Genomic DNA, 20,772 nt, shown 5'->3' on the forward strand with positions numbered 1-20,772 from the left:
CAAAACGTGCACAAGGTAAGCTGCCCCTGTTGGCGGCGTTAATAATAAGACTCACCCATGAGTGTGGAATCATTTTATTTAGTGCAAGGATTGTTCGATGGGTATAAGTTTCTCTCAACTGTTTATTCTGTTAGTTCTTCTTGGGTTTCTTCTTATCCCTTTCATCTTGACGGCTTTTTCGACGCGAGCAAAAGGCGCCGGAAAGCTAGGCTGGTGCATCCTAGTTTTCTTTACCTCATGGGTGGGTTACGGCGTTTTTCTCGTCGTTACACAAGTCGTCAGATCTGGTGGTGAGCGTCAAACCTAAGAAGCCCGGGCAAGATACTCCGGGCGATCGGCACTCCGTGAAACGGTGTAGCTTGCGCTTGAGATGCTAGGATCACTGGGCTGCCACTTTTATGCAGAAAGTTCACAGATCAAGCTGCTTCCCTTAGCCGCTTGACGTGTTTTCAAGGAGGAAACAATGAGTCTTTATCAAATAGCGCAGCTCAATATCGCTACGCTAAGTGCGCCTATCGATTCGCCGCAGCTTGCAGATTTTGTGGCGAACCTCGATAGAGTCAATGCTTTGGCGGAGGCGTCTCAAGGCTTTGTTTGGCGGCTCCAAACAGAAGAAGGGGGTGCTACCGGGATTGATTATTTTGGTTCCGATAAGATCGTGAATCTATCTCTCTGGGAGTCGGTGGAGGCTCTGCACAGTTACGTTTATCGGTCTTCACATGTGGAGATTATGCGCCGTAAGAAAGAGTGGTTTGAAAAGATGGGGGAGGTCCACATGGTGCTCTGGTGGGTTCCTGTTGGTCACATCCCGTCCATCGAGGAGGCGGCAGAAAGGCTAAACATTCTGCGAGAAAGCGGCCCAACTGCGGCGGCTTTTACATTCAGGAAGGTATTTCAGGCTCCCGGTGAGCTCAACTGGACTCCAGCGGTAACTTGAGCTGGTAACTGATCAATCACTAAGCGAATCAATTAAGGCGCTTTCTGCCTGCGGTATGTTGGTGGCGAGTTTGTGCGCAGTATGTCCGGAGGCGCGATGTACAACAGGTTGTTGTGTGGGGGGACGCAGAAAAGAAAAAGGCCCGAACTTTTTCAAGTTCGGGCCTTTCTTGTATGGCGCGCTCGGGAGGATTCGAACCTCCGACCGCCTGGTTCGTAGCCAGGTACTCTATCCAGCTGAGCTACGAGCGCGTCGTTGTGGTTGCGAACTATAGTGACTTGCCTTGGCTTCGTCAACTCTTTTTTAAAGAAGTTTTTAAAAAACTCTTTAAAAATCCGCAGGTTACCGAACTTCGTGGCTTTCCGGAGATCGCCGGTTCAGCTCGATAGGGCGCGCATTCTGCCGCGGCCCCCGGGTCTTTGCAAGCACTTTTTTCAGATTTTTTCGCGGCGGTTAATCTGGCCTCGCCGGGGCGTGGATTTTGGCTATGCGGCGCTGCTTTCAGTGCGCGCGTCGTTTGGGAGTTCGTCCCAGTTGGTGGGGTTCATCTGTTCCGCGAAAGCCTGCTCTAGTAGCTCCGGGTCGCGATGGCGCTTTATCTGCTCAAAGAAGCGGACAGCGCCTGGATAGCTGAGCTTGAGGTATGCGAGCCACTGCTTGATGCGGTTGCCCAGATATTTGGCCGGGTATATGTCCTTGGTTGTGGAATAGTAGTCGTACAGCAGGGTGGCTACCTGGTGCCATTGCAGCGGTTGATAGTCGCGTCCCTCGCACAGGGCCTGGATCTGGAGTCCTATATCTGGTCGCGCCAGCAGGCTGCGGCCGAACATGTACGCGTCACAGCCGGTGACCTCGCGGCAGCGCTTGAAATCGTCCAGGGTCCACAGGTCGCCATTGGCAATCACCCTGATGCCCAGTTGCTCGCGAATCTCGCCAATGTATTCCCAGTACGCAGGAGGGCGGTATCCGTCCACCTTGGAGCGGGCGTGCACCGCCAGCTCGGATGCACCGCCGGCCTCCGCCGCACGGGCATTGTCGAGGTAGCTGCTGCGGTCGCTATAGCCCAACCGGATTTTGGCGGATACCGGGATCTCTGCGGGTACCGCATTGCGCACTGCGGCCACGATCCCTTCCACGCGGGAAGGGGACTGGAGCAGGCAGGCGCCGCCGTCGCTGTTGTTGACCGACTTCGCGGGGCAGCCAAAGTTGAGGTCAATGGATATGGCACCGGCGTCCACTGCTTTGGCAGCGTTGTATGCCATGGCCTGCGGATTGCCGCCGAGTAGCTGCAGTTTGACCGGGGTGCCGCTGGGGGTGTGCGCGCCCTGGTCCAGTTCGGGGCACAGGCGGGTGAAGACCCTGCGTGGCAATCTAGTGTGGGTGACGCGCACAAATTCGGTCACGCAGATGTCCACACCGCCAATTCTGGAGAGAAGTGCACGCACATGGTGATCGATGACACCTTCCATCGGCGCCTGATAAATCATCGGCGTAGCCGATGTTGCGTTGGAGGTCGGGGACTGCGTGTTTTGCATAGATCGCTGGTGGCCAGTACTGCTAGCGGTTGGAGGGCTTCGATAGCCGGCTATTGTACGAAATTCCACTGCGCGCTGTGCAATTATTCGACACCAGTGTGGGCGTGGAGCGCTGGTCGAATTTGGTAGCGAAAATGGTAGAAATGATCGGTATTTGGCGGGTTCTTGGTTGCTTCTGTAACTAATAAGTGTTTGATTTTGAAGGGATCTTGTATTGATAATATCGCCCGAAAATTCAGAACACATAAATAAAAAGCAATTTGCGAGGGAATACTGGTGCAAGAGTCACTGATACAGCAAGGTCTGGATATCACGCTGTTCGGCATGGGGATCGTATTTACGTTCCTGCTGGTTCTGGTTATCTGCACGACCATCATGTCCCGCGTCATCACACGTTTTTTCCCCGAGGCTGAGCCCATTATCGCCGCTGCGCCCGTGTCGTCTGCAACGGCTGGTGGTGCCGGGGATGCACGCCTGAAGAAAATTATCAAAGCTGCCATCGAGCAGCATCGAAACAAGCGTCGCTAAAGCGGAGCATAAATAAGTATTCGACTGGCTGTTGTATGAGGGGCTCGAGAGGGTTCCCGGTGCGAGACCTGAGCGATATCCAACTTTTTCAAGATCAACTTTCCAAGAGAGACGACCCATGACTGAGGTTAAAAAGCCATTGGGGATTACCGACGTAGTCCTGCGCGACGCCCACCAGTCGCTATTCGCAACCCGCCTGCGGCTGGACGACATGCTGCCCATCGCAGAGAAGTTGGACAAAGTGGGTTTCTGGTCTCTGGAGTCCTGGGGCGGCGCAACCTTTGATGCGTGTATCCGCTACCTGGGCGAGGATCCGTGGGAGCGGATTCGCGAGTTGAAAAAAGCCATGCCGAACACGCCGCAACAGATGCTGTTCCGCGGCCAGAATATTCTCGGTTATCGTCACTACGCAGACGACGTAGTGGAAAAATTTGTCGAGCGCGCAGCCACCAACGGTGTGGATGTGTTTCGTGTGTTCGATGCCATGAACGATATGCGCAACCTGCAGACGGCACTCGCGGCGGTGAAAAAGCAGGGCAAACATGCGCAGGGCACCATTTCTTATACCGTGAGCCCGGTTCACGATATGGACCTGTGGGTCGACCTGGGGCGTCAGCTGGAAGACATGGGCGCCGACTCCATCGCGATCAAGGATATGGCTGGTCTCCTGCGTCCCTACGAGGGCTACGAGCTGGTAAAACGCCTCAAGGATGCGGTGGATATCCCTATTCACATGCAGTGTCACGCTACCACTGGACTGTCCACCGCTACCGCGCTGAAGTGTGTGGAAGCGGGCATCGACAATATCGATACCGCCATTTCCTCCATGTCCATGACCTACGGGCACAGCCCTACCGAAGCGGTGGTTGCGATCCTGGAAGGCACTGATCGCGACACCGGCCTGGATATCAACCTGCTGGAAGAGATCGCAGCGTACTTCCGTGAAGTCCGCAAGAAATATGCGAAGTTTGAAGGCTCCCTGCGCGGCGTAGATTCGCGCATTCTGGTGGCACAGGTGCCCGGCGGCATGCTCACCAACATGGAAAACCAGCTGCGCGAACAGGGCGCTGGCGACCGCCTCGATGAAGTTCTGGAGGAGATTCCCCGGGTGCGCAAGGATCTGGGTTATATCCCGCTGGTCACGCCGACCTCCCAGATCGTGGGCACCCAGTCGGTACTGAACGTGCTGACCGGTGAACGTTACAAATCGATCTCCAGGGAAACTGCTGCGGTACTCAAGGGCGAGTATGGCGCGACCCCGGCCGAGGTGAACAAGGAACTGCAGGAGAAGGTGCTGGAAGGTGGTGAACCGGTCACCGGTCGCCCCGCGGATCAGCTGGCGCCGGAGCTGGACAAGCTCGCCGCCGAGCTGCAGGAAAAAGCGGCGGCGGACGACATTCTGCTGACCGAAGGTGAGGGTGAGATCGACGATGTATTGACCTACGCTCTCTTCCCGCAGATCGGTCTCAAGTTCCTGAAGAATCGCGATAACCCTGACGCGTTTGAACCGGTGCCGACCGGCAAAGAATCCTCGGAGTTTAAGAACGACGAGGGCGAAAGTGTTTACACCGTTTCTGTGGAAGGGCAGAGCTACACCGTAACCGTTTCCGACGGTGGCGATGTTACCGGTATGGTCAAGGTCGGTGGGGAAGCCGCTGTGGCAGGCGCCCCTGCTGCAGCACCGGCGGCCGGTACCGGAGAGCCGGTGAAGGCGCCGCTGGCGGGCAATATTTTCAAGGTGCTGGTCAAACCCGGTGACCAGGTGACCGAGGGCCAGAACATTGTGATTCTGGAAGCCATGAAAATGGAAACCGCAGTCAGTGCCCCGCGCGCCGGTAGCGTCACCGGGGTGACCATCAAGGAAGGTGATTCTGTGGCGGTGGGCGATGCCCTGCTGACCATCGCTTAACGGGGGCGCTTGTGGAAAACATAACAAATCTCTGGCTCTCGTCCGGCGCCAACCAGATGGCTTTCGGGCAGTTCGCCATGATGCTGGTGTGCCTGGGGCTGCTGTTCCTCGCCATCCGCAAGAACTTTGAGCCCTTGCTGCTGGTGCCGATCGGTTTCGGCGGCATCCTGGCCAACATTCCCGGTGCCAATCTGGCGGTGCCGGCGGTGGAAGCCGCTATCTATGCTGGCGATGCCGGCGTGCTGTCCCAGCTTGCACAGGCACTCGGATTGGGGGCGTTTGAATCCGTCGATGGCCTGAAGGCTGCGCTGGAAAACGCACCTGCTGCGGCGCATGAGCGCGCGGCGCAGGTGGCCGCAGATGCCGGTTACAACAACGGTATGCTGTACAACTTCTACAGTGTGGCGATTGCCTCCGGTGTGGCGCCGTTGGTGATCTTTATGGGAGTGGGTGCCATGACGGACTTCGGTCCGCTGCTGGCCAACCCGCGCACCCTGTTCCTTGGCGCTGCCGCCCAGTTCGGTATCTTTGCCACAGTGCTGGGGGCGGTGGGCATGTCCGCCATGGGCATCATGGATTTCTCCATCGCCGACGCGGCCGCCATCGGCATCATCGGTGGTGCTGACGGCCCCACGGCAATTTATGTATCCAGCCTGCTGGCACCGGACCTGCTGGGTGCGATTGCTGTAGCGGCGTACTCCTACATGGCGCTGGTGCCGCTGATCCAGCCGCCAATCATGCGCGCGCTGACCACCGAGCAGGAGCGTCGTATCGAGATGGTCCAGCTGCGCCCGGTTAGCAAGCGCGAGAAGATCGTGTTTCCGCTGGTGCTGTTGATCCTGGTTGCTCTGTTTCTGCCGGATGCTGCGCCGCTGCTCGGTATGTTCTGTTTCGGTAACCTGATGCGGGAGTGCGGTGTGGTATCGCGCCTGTCAGATACCGCGCAGAACGCGCTGATCAATATCACCACCATCTTCCTCGGCCTGTCTGTGGGCTCGAAGCTGGCGGCGGACAAGTTTCTGGATCCGAAAACCCTCGGCATCCTGGCGCTGGGTATCGTGGCCTTTGCGATTGGCACGGCGGCCGGTGTACTGATGGCCAAGCTGTTGAACGCGCTCAGCAAGAACAAGATCAACCCGTTGATCGGGTCTGCGGGTGTGTCCGCGGTGCCGATGGCGGCGCGGGTTTCCAACAAGCTGGGGCTCGAGGCCAATCCGCACAACTTCCTTCTGATGCACGCCATGGGGCCCAATGTGGCCGGTGTGATCGGCTCGGCGGTCGCGGCGGGCGTCATGATCACCATGGTGCGTGCGATGACCGGTTGACCAGTTATCGAAGGCTGTTAACGCATCGACAGAAACCCCGCTCCGGCGGGGTTTTTTATTTTCCGCCGCATGCGCCGACCAGTTGGTCTGGTTTTGCTCTGGGGGTAGGGGCCCGCTGTTGCGCTCCGTGCTAAGATGGCCGCCGTTTTAGCAACACAGCAGCGCGGCTGTCAGCGCTGTGGAAGGAGAGGTTATGTCCTGGTTGGGAGCAGGTATTGGCGCTGGCATCGGCATGATGTTCGGCGGCCCTATCGGTGCCGCGTTGGGCGCCTGGGTCGGTGGGTCTTTTGGCTCGGGGCTGAAAAAGCTCAGTGAGGCCGGCGTCACCCTGAACCGCGATGGCGCGCAGACGGTATTTATTGTCGCTTTGTTTTCCATGCTGGCGAAAATGGCCAAGGCGGACGGGCAGGTCTCCAAGGCGGAAATCCAGCTGATTGAGGATTTCATCAGCAACAACCTGCGCCTGAATGCGGAGGACCGCAAGCAGGCGATCAAGATTTTCCAGAACGCCAAAGACGACAATTTCAGCATCTACGATTATGCGAACCAGTATCGACAGTTGATTCGCAATCAGGCCATGCGCGAGATGGTGTACCGTCTGCTGTTTGCCGTAGCCTTTGCCGATGGTGAGCTGCACCCGGCGGAAGAGCAGATTCTGCGCAGGATCCCGGAAGCGCTGGGACTTCACGAGTCGATATTTAACGCGATGTTCAATGAGTTCGGGCGTGGCGCGCCGGGAGCGAGCGGCACCGGAGGTTTGCAGGCACACTACGATATTCTGGAATGCAGCCCTGACGTGAACGATCGGGAACTGAAGCTCGCATATCGCCGCAAGGCGGCCGAATTCCACCCCGACAAGATTGCCTCTAAAGGCCTGCCGGAGGAGTTTATGCGCCACGCGGAAGACCAGATGAAAAGCGTCACCGTCGCGTACGATACGATTGTCGCTGCGCGCAAACGCCAGGCGGCCGTCGAGCGGGCCTGATTGAAAGGAGTATTAGAACATGTCCCTTGCAGAACAGATTCAGCAAAAGCTTACTAGCGCCTTCACGCCCTCTCACGTAGAAGTGGAATGTGAGAGTCATATGCATAACGTTCCCGCGGGTTCTGAAATGCATTTCCGTGTGGTACTGGTGAGCGAAGTCTTCAGCGGCACACGCAAAGTACAGCGACACCAGAAAGTGTACGGCGTGCTGGCGGATGAAATGGCCGGGCCGATCCACGCGCTCGCGTTGCATCTCTACACCCCCGACGAGTGGGCAGGGCAGGCGCCCGCCAGCCCCCAGTGCCTCGGTGGCAGCAAGGGCTGAGCGTCCGGTAAACATGTGCGCAATCGTTTACGATGGGGCCACTTTACGGCCGCGCGCCAATGACTGGTAAAACACAGAATTTTCAGGAGTAACAGTGGAAGACTTTATCGTCGAGGTCACAGCCCAGAACGCCCAGCAGGTGTTGATCGAAGAGTCCATGAAGCGCCCCGTGGTGGTAGATGTGTGGGCCGAGTGGTGTGAACCCTGTAAGCAGTTGATGCCGGTACTGGAAAAGCTGGCCAATGAATACGCCGGTCAGTTCCTGCTTGCCAAGCTCAACGCGGATACCGAGCAGGCCCTGGCGGGGCAGCTGGGTGTGCGCAGCCTGCCGACCGTGATGGTGTTGAAAGAAGGACAACCGGTGGATGGCTTTGCCGGTGCCCAGCCCGAGAAAGAAATCCGTGAGATGCTGGACAAGTACCTGCCCAAATCCTGGGACGTGCAATTGCAGCAGGCGCAGAAGCTGGTGGGTGAGGACAAGCTGGACGAAGCGCTGACACTGTTGCGCCCGGCCTATACGGACTCTGGCGAGCGTGCTGATATCGCCAAGCAGTACGCGGCAATTTTACTGGAAAAAAACCGGGTGAAAGACGCCGAACAGGTTCTGGGCAAGATTCTCCTGGCGGATCAGGACGCGGATTACCAGCAACTGATGGCACAGCTGGAACTCAAGCAGCAGGCGGCCGACTCGCCCGAGATCAAGGCGCTGCAGCAGGCGTTGGCGGAAAACCCGGACGACCAGGAAGCGGCATACAAACTGGCGGTACAGCTCAGCCAGGCGGACCGCCACGAAGAAGCGCTCGAAATCCTGCTCGGCCTGTTGCGCAAAGATATCGGGTTTGCCGATGGCGCGGCCAAGCAAGCCTACCTGGATATCGTCAAGGCGCTCGGCGCAGGGGATCCGGTAGCGACTGCTTACCAGCGCAAGTTGATGACCCTGTTGTTCTAATCGGTTGTTCTAAGTAGGCGAGCCGAACGATTGCCATGTTCAAACTCTGCGTTTATATCCCCGAGTCACATCTGGAGCCGGTGAAGCAGGCGCTGTTCGCCGCGGGCGCCGGGCGTATCGGGGATTACGATAGCTGCTGCTGGCAGGTGCTGGGCAGTGGCCAGTTCCGGCCGCTGGACGGCAGCCGGCCGTTTATTGGCCAGCAGGGTGAGGTAGAGCAAGTGGCGGAATACCGCGTGGAGACCGTCTGCGCGGATGCGCTTGTGGACAATGTGCTTGCGGCGATGCGCGAAGCGCATCCGTACGAGGAGCCAGCGTTCGACCTGTGGAAACTGGACGAACGCTGCGGCTAGTGGCTATGGCCAAGCCCTGCTAAACGGTAGATCAGAGCTTTCGCTCGATTACCCCGCGGTGTAAACCGTAACTTCCCTTCTCGCGGTCACTGAAATAATGGTTCAGTGTCTGTGTCATCACAGGAAAGGCCATCTCTTCCCAGGGGATGTCCTTTTCGTCAAACAGCTCCACTTCCAGTGACTCCGGCCCCGGGCCGAAATCGTTGTCTTTCAGTTCACCGCGGTAGATCAGGTAAACCTGATTGATGTGGGGAATGTCGTATACCGAGAAAAGCTCATCGACGCGGATATTCGCCCGCGCTTCCTCCCAGGACTCCCGCAGCGCACCCTGCTCACTGGTCTCGCCGTTTTCCATAAAGCCGGCGGGTAGGGTCCACAGACCGTAGCGCGGTTCGATGGCGCGTTTGCACAGGAGAACCTGCTTGCCCAGATAGGGCAACACGCCAACGATCACTCGCGGGTTGACGTAATGGATGGCGCCACAGTCGTGACACAGGTGGCGGGGACGGTCGTCGCCCGCCGGGATCTCAAATACGACCGTGTGGCCGCAGTGGCTGCAAAATTTCATGGCGCAAGTATACCCGCGTAGGGAGCGGGCGCCAGTCTGCCTTCTATAATGTTAGTTAGAAATTTTTTGCAGTAGGCGATGGTTGGTTTTCCATGGCGCGTTTTCTTGTATCTATCCTGTTGTTGTGCGCGATTGCAGGCTGCTCCAAAAAAGAAGAGCCGCCAGCCGCCAAAGCGCCTCCGGTTGAGGTGCTTGCAGTGCGAGAGCACCAAGTGGTGCCCCGCTACGAGTATGTAGGACGGGTAGAGGCCACCGATGAGTATATGGTGCGTCCGCGGGTGGAAGGCTATATCGAAACCCGCAATTTTGTTGAAGGCCAGCTGGTGCAAAAGGGGGAGCTGCTTTACCAGATTGACCCCAGGCCGTATATCGCCGCGCTGGATAACCAGCGGGCAAACCTGGCGCAGGCGCGTTCCGCCCTGCAGGTGGCACAGCGCAATTATTACCGCGGCCGCGAGCTGGTGAAGACCGGCGCCATCAGCAAAGTTCAGATGGATGAACTAACCGGTAATTTTGAAGAGGCCGAGTCCAAGGTGGCGGCCATGCAGGCGGACCTGGAATCTGCCCAGCTCAACCTCTCCTATACGGAAATTCGTGCGCCCCTTACCGGCTTGATCGGCCGCTCGCAATATACCGAGGGTTCCCTCGTGGGGCCCAGTACCGACCCGCTCACTTCTATCGTGCGCATGGACCCCATCTACGTCACTTTCCAAGTGCCGGAAAACCGCTTGTTTGCGGTGCAGGAGGAGGCTGCACTTCGGCGCCAGCAGGGCCGGGCGGCGGTAAAACGTGAGGTCAGGATCAAGCAGCCGGACGGCAATTTCTATCCTTATCCCGGCATCATCGTATTCGTGAATAACCAGATTGATCAGGCGACGGGTTCGGCGCTGGTCAGGGCGCGTTTCCCCAACCCGGAGCGACTGCTAGTGCAGGGACAGTTTGCGCGGGTGGCCATCAGTGTTTTTTCCGGTGCCGATTCCATAAAGCCGCTGGTTCCACAATCCGCAGTCCTCGAAGACATGCAGGGACGGTTTGTCTATGTGATCGATGACAAGAACATCGCTCACAAGCGGTACCTGGAACTGGGCCAGCGCGAGAATGCACTGTGGGCGGTAACAGACGGGTTGAAAGCCGGTGAGAGAATTGTGGTGAATGGCCTGCAGCGGGTGTCAGACAACAATCCCGTCACCCCGCAGAATGCAGCCCTCGATCCCTACAAAGGTGTGAAAAAGCAGTCTGCGCCTCAGCAGACCAGCCCCGTCCCCCAGTTCCGGGAAGGCGATGTGTCCCCAGAAGAGCGCCGCGAGTCCGGTGCAGCCGGTGCCGATGGGCGCTCGGAAATGGAGCGGTATGAGTCTGAAGTCCGCGGCGGGCGCGACCGTGATTCGTCAGAGTCGACCGATGGAGAGCGGGTTCCGGATGCCTATTACGATGGGAAGTAGAGCGCAGGACGTCCTTCGCAGAGGGGGGCTCCGGTGATCAGTGCGACCTTCATCCGTCGCCCGCGCTTTGCGCTGGTGATCTCCATCCTGATCTCGCTGGCGGGGGTGCTTTGCCTGCCGCTGCTTCCTGTTGCCCAGTACCCGGATATCGCGCCGCCGACGGTGGTGGTGTCTGCCAGCTATCCGGGGGCGAGTGCGGAGGTCATGCGGGACAGTGTCGCCGAGCCCATCGAGGCGCAGGTGAACGGCGTGGAGGGGATGCAGTATATGTCCTCCACCAGCAGTAACGACGGCACCTATAGCCTGACGGTGACGTTCGATAGCGGATACGACGGCGATATCGCCCAGGTCAACGTGCAGAATCGTGTGCAGCAGGCGACTCCGAGCCTGCCGGATGAGGTCACGCGCAGCGGCGTGACCGTACAGAAGCAATCGAACACCATCTTGATGGTGATCAACCTGATCTCCAAAGAAGACAAGTTCGATACGCTGTTTCTGGCGAACTACGGCGATATTTTTGTCAAGGACGAGCTGGCCAGGGTGGACGGCGTCAGTAATGTTGAAATTCTGGGGGCACAGCAATATGCCATGCGCCTGTGGCTGAACCCGGACAAAATGGCTGCGCTGGACGTTACTGCCAATGACGTGATCTCCGTGGTCCGGCAACAGAACCTGCAGGTGGCCGCGGGCAAAATCGGCGCGCCGCCGATCAAGAAAGATCAACAGTTCCAGTACACCGTGATTGCCAAGGGGCGATTGGAGAGCGTCGAGGAATTTGAAAATATCAGTATCCGCTCGCGGCCGGATGGCGGCATCGTGCGCATGCGGGATGTGGCCCGGATAGAACTCGGAAGCGCCAGTTACAGTGCCTACGGTGAGCTGGATGGAAAGCCGTCGGCGGTTATTGCGGTGTACCAGCTACCGGATGCCAATGCGCTGGATGTTGCGGATCAAATCCGTGCGCGGGTCGAGGAACTTTCCAAGCGCTTTCCCGAGGGCCTGGAATCGGAGATCACATACGACACCACCTTGTTCGTGCGGGCATCGATTGCGGAAGTGGTGGAAACACTGGTCATCGCGTTGCTGCTCGTGATTCTGGTGGTATTTGTTTTTCTGCAGGACTGGCGTGCAACATTGATTCCCTCCGTCGCGATACCCGTCTCGCTGGTGGGAACATTTGCCGTGATGTATGCCCTCGGTATGACGATCAACACGGTTACCCTGTTCGCGTTGATTCTCGCCATTGGCATCGTTGTGGATGACGCCATCATAGTGGTGGAGAACACCCAGCGGTTGCTGGGAGATGGATTGCCTCCGAAGGAGGCGGCGATGGAATCCATGCGTGAAGTGACGGGCCCCGTGATTGCCACAACTGCCGTGCTGTTTTCGGTGTTTGTGCCGGTGATGCTGATGCCGGGCCTCACCGGCAAGATGTACCAGCAGTTCGCAATGACCATTGCCATCTCGGTTTTTATCTCCAGCGTCAATGCATTGACCCTGAGCCCTGCGTTGAGCGCCATCCTGTTGCGCGCACCCGAGGGGGGCGACGGGGAAAAGCACCGCGGTATTTTCGGCTTTTTCAATCGCTTTCTGCACCGGGCTACCAATCTGTACACCACGATCGTTCGATTCTGCGTGCGTCGCCCGCTGCTCGGGCTGGCCTCGATCGTGGGCGCCGGCGCTCTGTGCTTCTGGCTGTTTGCGGTGGTGCCGTCAGGATTTATCCCGAATGAAGACCAGGGATATTTCATGATGAATGTGCAATTGCCGGATGGCGCCTCACTAAAGCGCACGTCTCCCGTCGTAAACAAATTGAGTGAAGAAATCCGCAAAATGGACGGGGTTGCGCATGTCACATCGGTGCCTGGATTCAGTCTGCTCTCCAACAGCCTGGCTTCCAATACCGCCTTCATGATCGTGATACTGCACCCCTGGGATGAGCGCAAAACACCGGAGCTGAATCAGTTTGCGATTCTACAGAAGGTTCAGAAGCTGGGCGCAATGGTGCCGGAAGCCCAGGTACAGGCCTTCCCCGTTCCGGCACTGCCCGGATTGGGGACCATTGGCGGTTTTGAATATGTGCTGGAAGATCTGCAGGGACGGGATATTCAGGAGCTGGCAGGAGTGCTGTACGCGCTGCTGGGCGAAGCCAATCAGCGAACGGAGATTGCGCAGGCGTTCACTACCTATCAGGCGGCGTCACCGCAGCTGGCGCTGAAGGTGGACAAGGACAAGGCGCATATCCTGGGATTGCCGTTATCCGAGGTATACCTGACGCTGCAGACCTACTTGGGCAGCTATTACATCAACGACTTCAACCGCTTTGGCAAAGTGTTCAAGGTGATGGCCCAGGCCGACGCGCAGTACCGGGATAGCGAGGAGGATCTGGCGGGCTTTTTTGTGCGCGCCAACAGTGGTGGCCTGGTGCCGGTGAGCTCGGTTGCGGAGGTGGAGCCCATCGTCGCCCCGCAAACGGTACAGCGCTACAACCTGTACAACAGTATCACCATCAACGGTGCCGCGGCGCCGGGGCATTCCAGTGGCGAAGCCATGAACGCCATGGAAGAGCTGGGTGCCCAGTTACCCGAGGGATACGGCTTTGAGTGGACGGGTGCGAGTCTGGAAGAGATCAGCGCGGGAAACCTCGCTCCGATCCTGTTCAGTCTGGCGATTCTGTTTGCCTACCTGTTTCTGGTGGCGCAGTACGAAAGCTGGAGCATTCCCATTGCCGTTCTGCTGGCGATCCCCGTCGCCATCTTTGGTGGCCTGTTCGCCAGTTTCGTCATGGGGCATGACAGTAATTTGTATACCCAGATCGGGCTGGTGTTGCTGATTGCGATGGCGGCGAAAACGGCGATTCTGATGGTGGAATTCGCCATGCTGCAGCGGGATAGCGGCCTCTCTGTAGAAGAGTCTGCATTGCAGGCGACTCGCCTGCGTTTCCGCGCGGTATTGATGACGTCGCTGGCTTTTGTGCTGGGGATTTTTCCACTGGTGATTGCGACGGGCGCAGGCGCGGCCAGTCGTGTATCCCTGGGGCTTGCGGTCTTCGGTGGCATGCTTGCTGCAAGTGTTCTCTCGACTTTCCTGGTTCCCATTTATTTCGCGTTGATTCAGTCCTTTCGCGAAAAGGTCAGGGGCGGATACAAGCCGATGGATAAAGGGAATGGTGACAACACGGCGGCGGTCACTAACAAGCCAACTTGAGCAGTTTTCTGCCTCAGCCTGTTTGCCCGCCACTTGATTTTGCGACATGGCCTATGGGCCATTTGCCGCCGAAGAGCGTATAGTAGTTTTATCGCCGGATGGCCTTTCACGGGTGTCGGAGTGGCGACAGAGTAGATCGATAATGCTGAATATCATTGAACAGAAATTTGCTGCAGTGAAAGACGACCTGCAGGCGCGAGTGCCCCGGGGCCCGGATCTGCACGGCCACGCGGCGGTGTTGCTGGCGCTGACCGATGAGCCCGACCCTCAGGTCATTCTTACCTTGCGCTCCCAGCAGCTATCCAGCCATTCCGGGGAAGTCTCGCTTCCCGGCGGCCGCTGGGATGAAACCGATCCCTCCCTGCAATTTACCGCCCTGCGGGAAACCCACGAAGAAATCGGCCTGCCTGCCTCAGAGGTGCGCGTTCTCGGGCCGCTGTGGACCAGGTCGACACGCTGGCAGGTGCAGGTGACCCCATGGTTGGGGGTGGTGCCGGCAGACGCAGAGCTGACGCCCAATCCCGGGGAGCTGGATGCCATCTTCCGGGTACCGTTGGCGTACTTTTTCGATGATCCGCGTGTCCGCACCGACCGTATCACCATCGACCAGCGCCGGATCTACCTGCCCGCGTACGAATACGAGGGTTACGAGATCTGGGGGTTTACCGCCGGCGTGCTGACCGAATTTCTGGTGCGGGTGCTGGATGCGCCGATTGGGCGACGTGATGACGTCCCGGTCAGGGCGTTGAGCTGAAGTCGGGTGTGCAACTAACCCGAACGAGGGTCTGTTACCGGTCAGGTATACTGCGCACCTGTATTAGCGAGATTGACCATGCCGAGACCGAAGTCCGCCGTTGCTCTGGAAGATGTCCACTGGAGCGCCCTCAAAACCCTGTTTCCCTACCTGCTGGAATTCAAGCGTCCGGTGCTGCTGGCACTCTCGTGCCTGGTTGGCGCAAAGGCTGCCAGCGTGGGCCTGCCATTTATTCTCAAGCATATTGTCGATGATCTGGATAGCGCCGGTGGCGCGGCAGCGGCTATCGCACTGCCGCTCGGGCTGCTGTTGGCCTACGGCTTCGTGCGTTTTGCATCGGTACTGTTTGGCGAGCTGCGGGATACGATATTTGGTCGTGTGACAGAGCGCGCCCAGCGTCGTGTGGGGCTGGAAGTGTTTCGTCACCTGCACCGGCTCGACCTGGACTATCACCTCAATCGTCGCACCGGCGGACTCTCCCGGGATATCGAGCGCGGCAATTCGGGCATCGGGTTTCTGATGCGCTTTATGGTGTTCAATATTGTGCCGACCCTGGTGGAAATCCTGATGGTGGTAGGCCTGCTGTGGTGGAACTACAGCATCAGCTTTGCACTGCTGGTGATGGGGGCGGTGGTTGTGTATATCGGCTTTTCCGTCGTCGCTACGGAGTGGCGCACCCACTTTGTCCGCGCCCTGAACCAGGCCGAGTCCCAGAGCAGCAGCCGCGCAGTGGACAGCCTGCTGAACTACGAAACCGTTAAGTATTTCGGCAACGAAAAGCACGAGGCGGATCATTACGACCGGGAGCTGGCGGAGTGGGAGCGCGCGCGCCGTAAAAACCGCCTGTCGCTATTCGGCCTGAATGCCGGGCAGGCGCTGATTATCGCTGCTGCCATGTGCGGTGCCATGGTGATGGCCGCGGTGAATGTGACCCGGGGCAGCATGACCATCGGTGACTTTGTTCTGATCAATGCGGTGATGATGCAGATCTTTATTCCTTTGAATTTTCTGGGCTTTGTCTACCGGGAAATGAAGGGCGCGCTGGCCAATATCGAAAAAATGTTTTCTATCCTCGACGTCAAGCCGGCGATCGAAGACCAGCGGCAGGCCGGGCAGCTCGCCATTGAGCAGGGCGCTATCGAGTTCCGCGATGTGCATTTCGGTTACAGCCCCGACCGCGAAATTCTCAAGGGGGTGAGCTTTAGCGTATTGCCCCGGCAGAAAGTGGCCATTGTCGGGGCCAGTGGCGCCGGCAAGTCCACGTTGTTCAAGCTGTTGTTCCGTTTCTACGATGTGGATAGCGGCAGTGTGCTGGTTGATGGCCAGGATATTCGCGAGGTCAGCCAGGATTCCCTGCGTCGCGCCATCGGCGTGGTGCCCCAGGACACGGTGTTGTTCAACCAGTCGATCCTGGAAAACGTGCGCTACGGCCGTGTGGATGCCTCTGACGAGGAAGTGCTGGAGGCCATTCGCCACGCCCAGCTGGACAGCTTTATTGCCCAGCTGCCGGAAGGGGTTAATACCACCGTGGGTGAGCGCGGGCTAAAGCTGTCCGGTGGCGAGAAGCAGCGTGTGGCGATTGCCCGGGCGCTGCTCAAGCACCCGCCGATCATGGTGTTCGATGAGGCGACTTCGAGTCTCGACAGCCACTCTGAGCAGGGCATCCTGCGCGCACTACAGGAAATCTCCCGCGAGCAGACCACGCTGGTGATTGCCCACCGGCTGTCCACCATCGTAGATGCGGACAATATTCTGGTGATGGATCAGGGACAGGTGGTGGAGCAGGGCGATCACACAGCCTTGATCGCCGCGCAGGGACACTACGCTGGCCTGTGGCGGATGCAGCAGCGCGAAAAGGCACTGGATGCGGAGCCGTTATCGCCCTGAGTAGACATTTTCTCTGGTAGTTGGCGTGAATTGTTTGTTCTTCTCTCATTCGCGCCACGTAAATTCCTCCGGTTGCCCATACTTGCAGTCGAATATCTGGCACTCTGTAGTCAGCATCCCATTGCTGGACAACGCCAGAGGCCACATTTAATGTGGCCTGCAAGGCTTTGGCCGTCTTTGAATAACAACAGATCAATTTTTCAACAGGCAGGAATCTGAATGAAAGCTGCACTCTTCGCCGCGTCTGCGCTGGCGCTCGCCGTCATTGCCGGCTGCTCTTCTGACGAAAAATCTAAAACTGCAGCGGATACTTCCGCCGCGGGTGAAAGCGCCGCACAGCAGGTCGCCGAACCATCCCAGAAGCCAGTCCAGCCCGCTACTGGCCCGCAGGCTGGCGGTGTCGCCAAGGGGGTGGACCCCGCGCGTTTCGATATTTATGCACCAGTGGAGTTGAACGCGGATCTGTCCGCACTGTCCGACAACCAGCGTAAAATGATTGGTCTGCTGATCGAAGCCAGCCAGATCATGGATCAGCTGTTCTGGTTGCAATCCTACGGCCCAGCGCAGGAGCTGTTGAGCGGTATCGACGATAGTGCAGCGCGCACCTTTGCGGATATCAATTATGGTCCCTGGGATCGCCTGAATGACAACAAGCCGTTTATCGAGGGTTACGATGACAAACCGCTGGGTGCGGAGTTCTACCCCGAAGACATGACCAAGAGTGAGTTTGAGTCCTGGCAGCAGCCCGGCAAGGATGGACTCTATTCGCTGGTGCGTCGCGATGGTGAAGGCAAGCTGAAGCTGGTGCCGTACCACGAAGCGTATAAATCCGAGCTGGAAAAAGCCGCCGCCCTGTTGCGTGAGGCTTCCGGGCTTGCCGAAGATCCGGCGTTTGCCGGTTATCTCAAGCTGCGCGCCGACGCGCTGCTGAGCGACCAGTTCCGCGACAGTGACATGGCGTGGATGGATATGAAGGACAACCGCATCGATGTGGTGATCGGCCCGATCGAGAACTACGAAGACCAGCTGTTTGCCTACCGTACTGCCTATGAATCCTATGTTCTGCTGAAGGACATGGCGTGGAGTGAGAAGCTGTCCAAATTCGCCGCCTTCCTGCCGGAGTTGCAGCGCGGCCTGCCGGTGGATGACAAGTACAAGGCGGAAACCCCGGGAACCGATTCCGACCTCAACGCCTACGATGTGCTGTATTACGCGGGTCACAGCAACGCCGGCTCCAAGACCATTGCTATCAACCTGCCGAACGACGAAGAGGTACAGCTGAAGAAAGGCACCCGTCGCCTGCAGCTGAAAAACGCCATGCGTGCGAAGTTCGACCAGATCCTGGTGCCAATCAGCGGTGTACTGATCGCGGAAGATCAGCGCAAGCACATCACTTTCGATGCCTTCTTCGCCAACACCATGTTCCACGAAGTCGCACATGGCTTGGGTATCAAGAAAACCGTCACCGATGGCAGCAATGTGCGTCAGGCGCTGAAGGAGACTTCGTCTGCACTGGAAGAGGGCAAGGCGGATATCCTCGGCCTGTACATGATCACCAAGCTGCATGAGAAAGGTGAGCTGGAAGAAGGCGAGCTGATGGACAACTACGTCACCTTCCTCGCCGGTATTTTCCGCAGCGTGCGCTTTGGTGCGGCCAGTGCCCACGGCAAGGCGAACATGATGCGTTTTAACTTCTTCAAACAGGAAGGCGCCTTTGCCCGCGATGAGGAAACCGGACAGTACAGTGTCGATTTCGAAAAAATGCAGGCGGCCATGACCAAACTGTCAAACCTGATCCTGACCATCCAGGGAGATGGCGACTACAAAAAGTCCAAAGATCTGCTCGACAATATGGGCGTGGTCGGCACCGAGTTGCAGGCAGACCTGGACCGTCTGAAAGACGCCAGCATCCCGGTGGATGTGACCTTTATCCAGGGTAAGGAAGTGCTGGGTATTCAGTAGGCCACCGCGCTATCCGCGAAATTCAGGATTTTTTCACACAGCGCGTTATCTTCGAGTAAACGTGTGTGTCCCAGTCCTGAGGTCAGGAACAACTGTGCGTTTGGCCGGTTGTTCCTGATTCGCTCCGCGTGTTCGACGGAGATTTTGCGATCCTTGCGGTCGTGTGTAACCAGTAGTTGGCCGCTGAAGTTAGAAAGCGTGTTCTCCACATCTACCTGGGTGATCGCCACGCCCGCAAACCTTTCAATGTTATCCCGCATATATCGCCGTGCCGCCGGCGACAGGCGCAGCCAGTCCGCTATGCCCGTGATGGTCGAAGCCACATCCGCAGGGGCGGAGATGGTTACCAGGTGCGAGGTATCCAGTCCCTGACGTACGGCCAGCGTTGCCGCCAGGCCTCCCATGGAGTGACCGATCAAGAGCTTTATTGGCCCCACAATAGCCGCTGCGGCCTTCAGGGCGTCGGCAAAGTGTTGCGGCGATGCTTTATCTCCGTCTGCGTCCCCGTGGGCCGGAGGGTCCACCGTAACCACGGCAAATCCTTTCTTCCGCAGTGCGCTGCCAATGATATGTAACTGGCTGTGGTGACCTTCCCAGCCGTGGATCAATAAGGCCACGGGTTGCGTGCTGGAGCCCCAGCGGCGAAAGCAGCCCTGTTGCTGATGCCAGAGACTATCTGGTTCGGCCAGCATCGCGCGGCCCTTGCGGGTACGGCGAGGTACCTGTACCTGAGTTGCGGCCCAGTTGCCGATGGTGCGTGGAGCGATATGGCTGGCAACGCCAATCAGCGCGGGCACAAGTCTGTTTAGCATACGGTGAGTCCTTAAAAGCCGTAGCCGAAGCCGACAAGTAAATGGTCGCGGGCATCAAACTGGCCGAAACGTCCGTACTGGCTGCCGTAAAACAGGTTGGCTTCGATACGCAGTTCGAAATTTGCGAGGTAGTCGTAGGCGAGTTCCACGGAGAGCAGGCCATCCCCGGTGTCGATGTCCTGGATCAACTGATTGCGGAAGGTCAGCACCTCGTTGAGGAAAGTGCGTTCCACCAATAGCGTTGCGTCGGTTTCCATGGTGTTGCGAGCGGCTGGCATACCGTCCCGATCAAACCAGCTCTGAATCAGCTGCACCGATACCAGGGTGTCACTGAGTCCCATCCAGTCCACTCCAGCGGCGTAGGTTAATTCGCCTCCGCGGATTACACCGTCTTTCTCCACTGCCGCCGGCGCCTGAATGTAGCGATTCGTGGTGTACCCCATTTCCGCTCGCAAGGTGAAATCACCAAAGGCATTGGAAGCGGAGCCGCCAAAGGTGTGGGTGCGCTCGTAGGACCCGTGGACATGCACACCGCTCTCCTGCTCGAACCGTCGAATTACCGGCGTATCGGCATAGTGGTAGAGGTAGTTCAGGGTGAGATCCCAGCCGCGCACGCGGCTAGAGAGTTGTAATCCCCAGTCGGCATCCGCCAATACGCGATCTGGCTTCTCCAGGGTGTAGCCAGTGACAGGTCGATCCGACCGTGTTACTGCAAGTTCCGGAGACGTGGGGGCATAGGCCGCGCCCGCAGCTGGCACTTCGTGATAGGTTTGGTCGGGTAGCAGGATCAGCTGCCCGTTCCAGTCTTTATTCATTGAAAATTCCCACTTGGCCGCCCATAGCGGGATGCGGGAGCTTTCAAATTCTTCCAGAATAAACTCGCGATAGCGCTGGGGATTGACGCGGTCGAGTACCTTCAGGCCATCGGTCTGCCCCCACACAATCTGTTGCTTGCCCAGCTTGAGATAAGTGCCGAAGGGGTATGCCTCAATGTAAAACTCACGCAATTCTGCTTCCACATGCGGGCCTAAAAATGCTCGGCGTGACCAGGAGGATATTGCTGCCTGGTCCGGCTCGCCCGGTTCCAGCCGGTTCTGGCCGTCGGCCCGAATACGAGCGATGGCGGTAAGGTCTATCCCGAAAGGGCTGCGCCATTCCAGCTGGGGCAGGATGATGACTTCGCTTTTCTGGGCATCCGCATCGGTGGTCTGTACCGCGTGGGTTGCACTCACGATGCCACCGACTCGCACCGATGCTTCGCTAATCGGACTCATCAAAGCGAAGATGCAGCCCG

At 58.0% G+C, this 20,772-nt stretch carries 17 protein-coding genes and 1 tRNA gene; 13 read left to right on the forward strand and 5 right to left on the reverse strand.

Going from position 1 to position 20,772, the window contains the following annotated elements:
* Positions 1–463: 463 nt before the first annotated feature.
* Positions 464–937 (forward strand): DUF3291 domain-containing protein, encoded by a 474-nt coding sequence (locus tag B4U49_RS07880; protein ID WP_078084030.1) that lies wholly within the window; start codon positions 464–466, stop codon positions 935–937.
* Positions 938–1,111: 174 nt separating this feature from the next.
* Here B4U49_RS07880 and B4U49_RS07885 read toward each other — a convergent pair.
* Positions 1,112–1,188 (reverse strand) — tRNA-Arg (locus B4U49_RS07885).
* A gap of 234 nt (positions 1,189–1,422) precedes the next feature.
* Entirely contained in the window at positions 1,423–2,472 is a 1,050-nt protein-coding gene (locus tag B4U49_RS07890; RefSeq protein ID WP_239692515.1) for a tRNA dihydrouridine synthase, read from the reverse strand.
* A 276-nt stretch (positions 2,473–2,748) separates the two neighbouring features.
* On the opposite strand from B4U49_RS07890, the gene B4U49_RS07895 reads away from it, so the two are divergent.
* The 7 genes from B4U49_RS07895 to B4U49_RS07925 all read left to right on the forward strand — a co-directional run bounded on the left by B4U49_RS07895 (position 2,749) and on the right by B4U49_RS07925 (position 8,846).
* A complete protein-coding gene (locus B4U49_RS07895) occupies positions 2,749–3,000 on the forward strand; it encodes an OadG family protein (protein WP_078084032.1) in 252 nt (83 codons plus the stop codon).
* Between the two features lie 118 nt (positions 3,001–3,118).
* Entirely contained in the window at positions 3,119–4,909 is a 1,791-nt protein-coding gene (gene oadA, locus B4U49_RS07900; RefSeq protein WP_078084033.1) for a sodium-extruding oxaloacetate decarboxylase subunit alpha, read from the forward strand.
* A gap of 56 nt (positions 4,910–4,965) precedes the next feature.
* On the forward strand, positions 4,966–6,234 hold the full coding sequence (locus tag B4U49_RS07905; RefSeq protein ID WP_420811468.1) for a sodium ion-translocating decarboxylase subunit beta: 1,269 nt from the start codon (positions 4,966–4,968) through the stop codon (positions 6,232–6,234).
* A 193-nt stretch (positions 6,235–6,427) separates the two neighbouring features.
* Positions 6,428–7,219 carry a co-chaperone DjlA gene (gene djlA / locus B4U49_RS07910; RefSeq protein WP_078084035.1) on the forward strand — a complete coding sequence of 264 codons (792 nt, stop codon included), beginning with the start codon at positions 6,428–6,430 and terminating at the stop codon, positions 7,217–7,219.
* Positions 7,220–7,238: 19 nt separating this feature from the next.
* Positions 7,239–7,544 (forward strand): BolA family protein, encoded by a 306-nt coding sequence (locus B4U49_RS07915; protein WP_078084036.1) that lies wholly within the window; start codon positions 7,239–7,241, stop codon positions 7,542–7,544.
* A gap of 94 nt (positions 7,545–7,638) precedes the next feature.
* Positions 7,639–8,493, forward strand: coding sequence for a thioredoxin (trxA, locus tag B4U49_RS07920; protein WP_078084037.1), 855 nt, complete (start codon positions 7,639–7,641; stop codon positions 8,491–8,493).
* Between the two features lie 35 nt (positions 8,494–8,528).
* Positions 8,529–8,846, forward strand: a complete 318-nt coding sequence (locus B4U49_RS07925; protein WP_078084038.1) for a YqfO family protein — start codon at positions 8,529–8,531, stop codon at positions 8,844–8,846.
* 31 nt (positions 8,847–8,877) lie between these two features.
* On the opposite strand, the gene B4U49_RS07930 is transcribed toward B4U49_RS07925, so the two are convergent.
* Positions 8,878–9,414: an NUDIX hydrolase gene (locus tag B4U49_RS07930; RefSeq protein WP_078084039.1), complete on the reverse strand. Its 537-nt coding sequence runs from the start codon at positions 9,412–9,414 to the stop codon at positions 8,878–8,880.
* 92 nt (positions 9,415–9,506) lie between these two features.
* Here B4U49_RS07930 and B4U49_RS07935 point away from each other — a divergent pair, with 92 nt between their 5' ends.
* The 5 genes from B4U49_RS07935 (at position 9,507) to B4U49_RS07955 (ending at position 18,666) form a co-directional block, all read left to right on the forward strand.
* Positions 9,507–10,856: an efflux RND transporter periplasmic adaptor subunit gene (locus tag B4U49_RS07935; protein WP_078084040.1), complete on the forward strand. Its 1,350-nt coding sequence runs from the start codon at positions 9,507–9,509 to the stop codon at positions 10,854–10,856.
* Between the two features lie 33 nt (positions 10,857–10,889).
* Positions 10,890–14,063 carry an efflux RND transporter permease subunit gene (locus B4U49_RS07940; protein ID WP_078084041.1) on the forward strand — a complete coding sequence of 1,058 codons (3,174 nt, stop codon included), beginning with the start codon at positions 10,890–10,892 and terminating at the stop codon, positions 14,061–14,063.
* A gap of 142 nt (positions 14,064–14,205) precedes the next feature.
* Positions 14,206–14,817, forward strand: coding sequence for an NUDIX hydrolase (locus B4U49_RS07945; RefSeq protein WP_078084042.1), 612 nt, complete (start codon positions 14,206–14,208; stop codon positions 14,815–14,817).
* Positions 14,818–14,895: 78 nt separating this feature from the next.
* A complete protein-coding gene (locus tag B4U49_RS07950) occupies positions 14,896–16,704 on the forward strand; it encodes an ABCB family ABC transporter ATP-binding protein/permease (protein ID WP_078084043.1) in 1,809 nt (602 codons plus the stop codon).
* 219 nt (positions 16,705–16,923) lie between these two features.
* The gene (locus B4U49_RS07955; RefSeq protein WP_143735589.1) at positions 16,924–18,666 is read left to right on the forward strand and encodes a dipeptidyl-peptidase 3 family protein; all 1,743 of its coding nucleotides are present in this window, start codon (positions 16,924–16,926) and stop codon (positions 18,664–18,666) included.
* Here B4U49_RS07955 and B4U49_RS07960 read toward each other — a convergent pair.
* A complete protein-coding gene (locus B4U49_RS07960; RefSeq protein ID WP_078084045.1) occupies positions 18,660–19,478 on the reverse strand; it encodes an alpha/beta hydrolase in 819 nt (272 codons plus the stop codon). The two genes, B4U49_RS07955 and B4U49_RS07960, sit on opposite strands and share 7 nt — an antisense overlap.
* A gap of 11 nt (positions 19,479–19,489) precedes the next feature.
* Positions 19,490–20,752, reverse strand: a complete 1,263-nt coding sequence (locus B4U49_RS07965) for a DUF1302 family protein (protein ID WP_078084046.1) — start codon at positions 20,750–20,752, stop codon at positions 19,490–19,492.
* Positions 20,753–20,772: the final 20 nt, after the last annotated feature.

Source organism: Microbulbifer mangrovi (genome assembly GCF_002009015.1).
GTDB classification, from domain to species: Bacteria; Pseudomonadota; Gammaproteobacteria; order Pseudomonadales; family Cellvibrionaceae; genus Microbulbifer; species Microbulbifer mangrovi.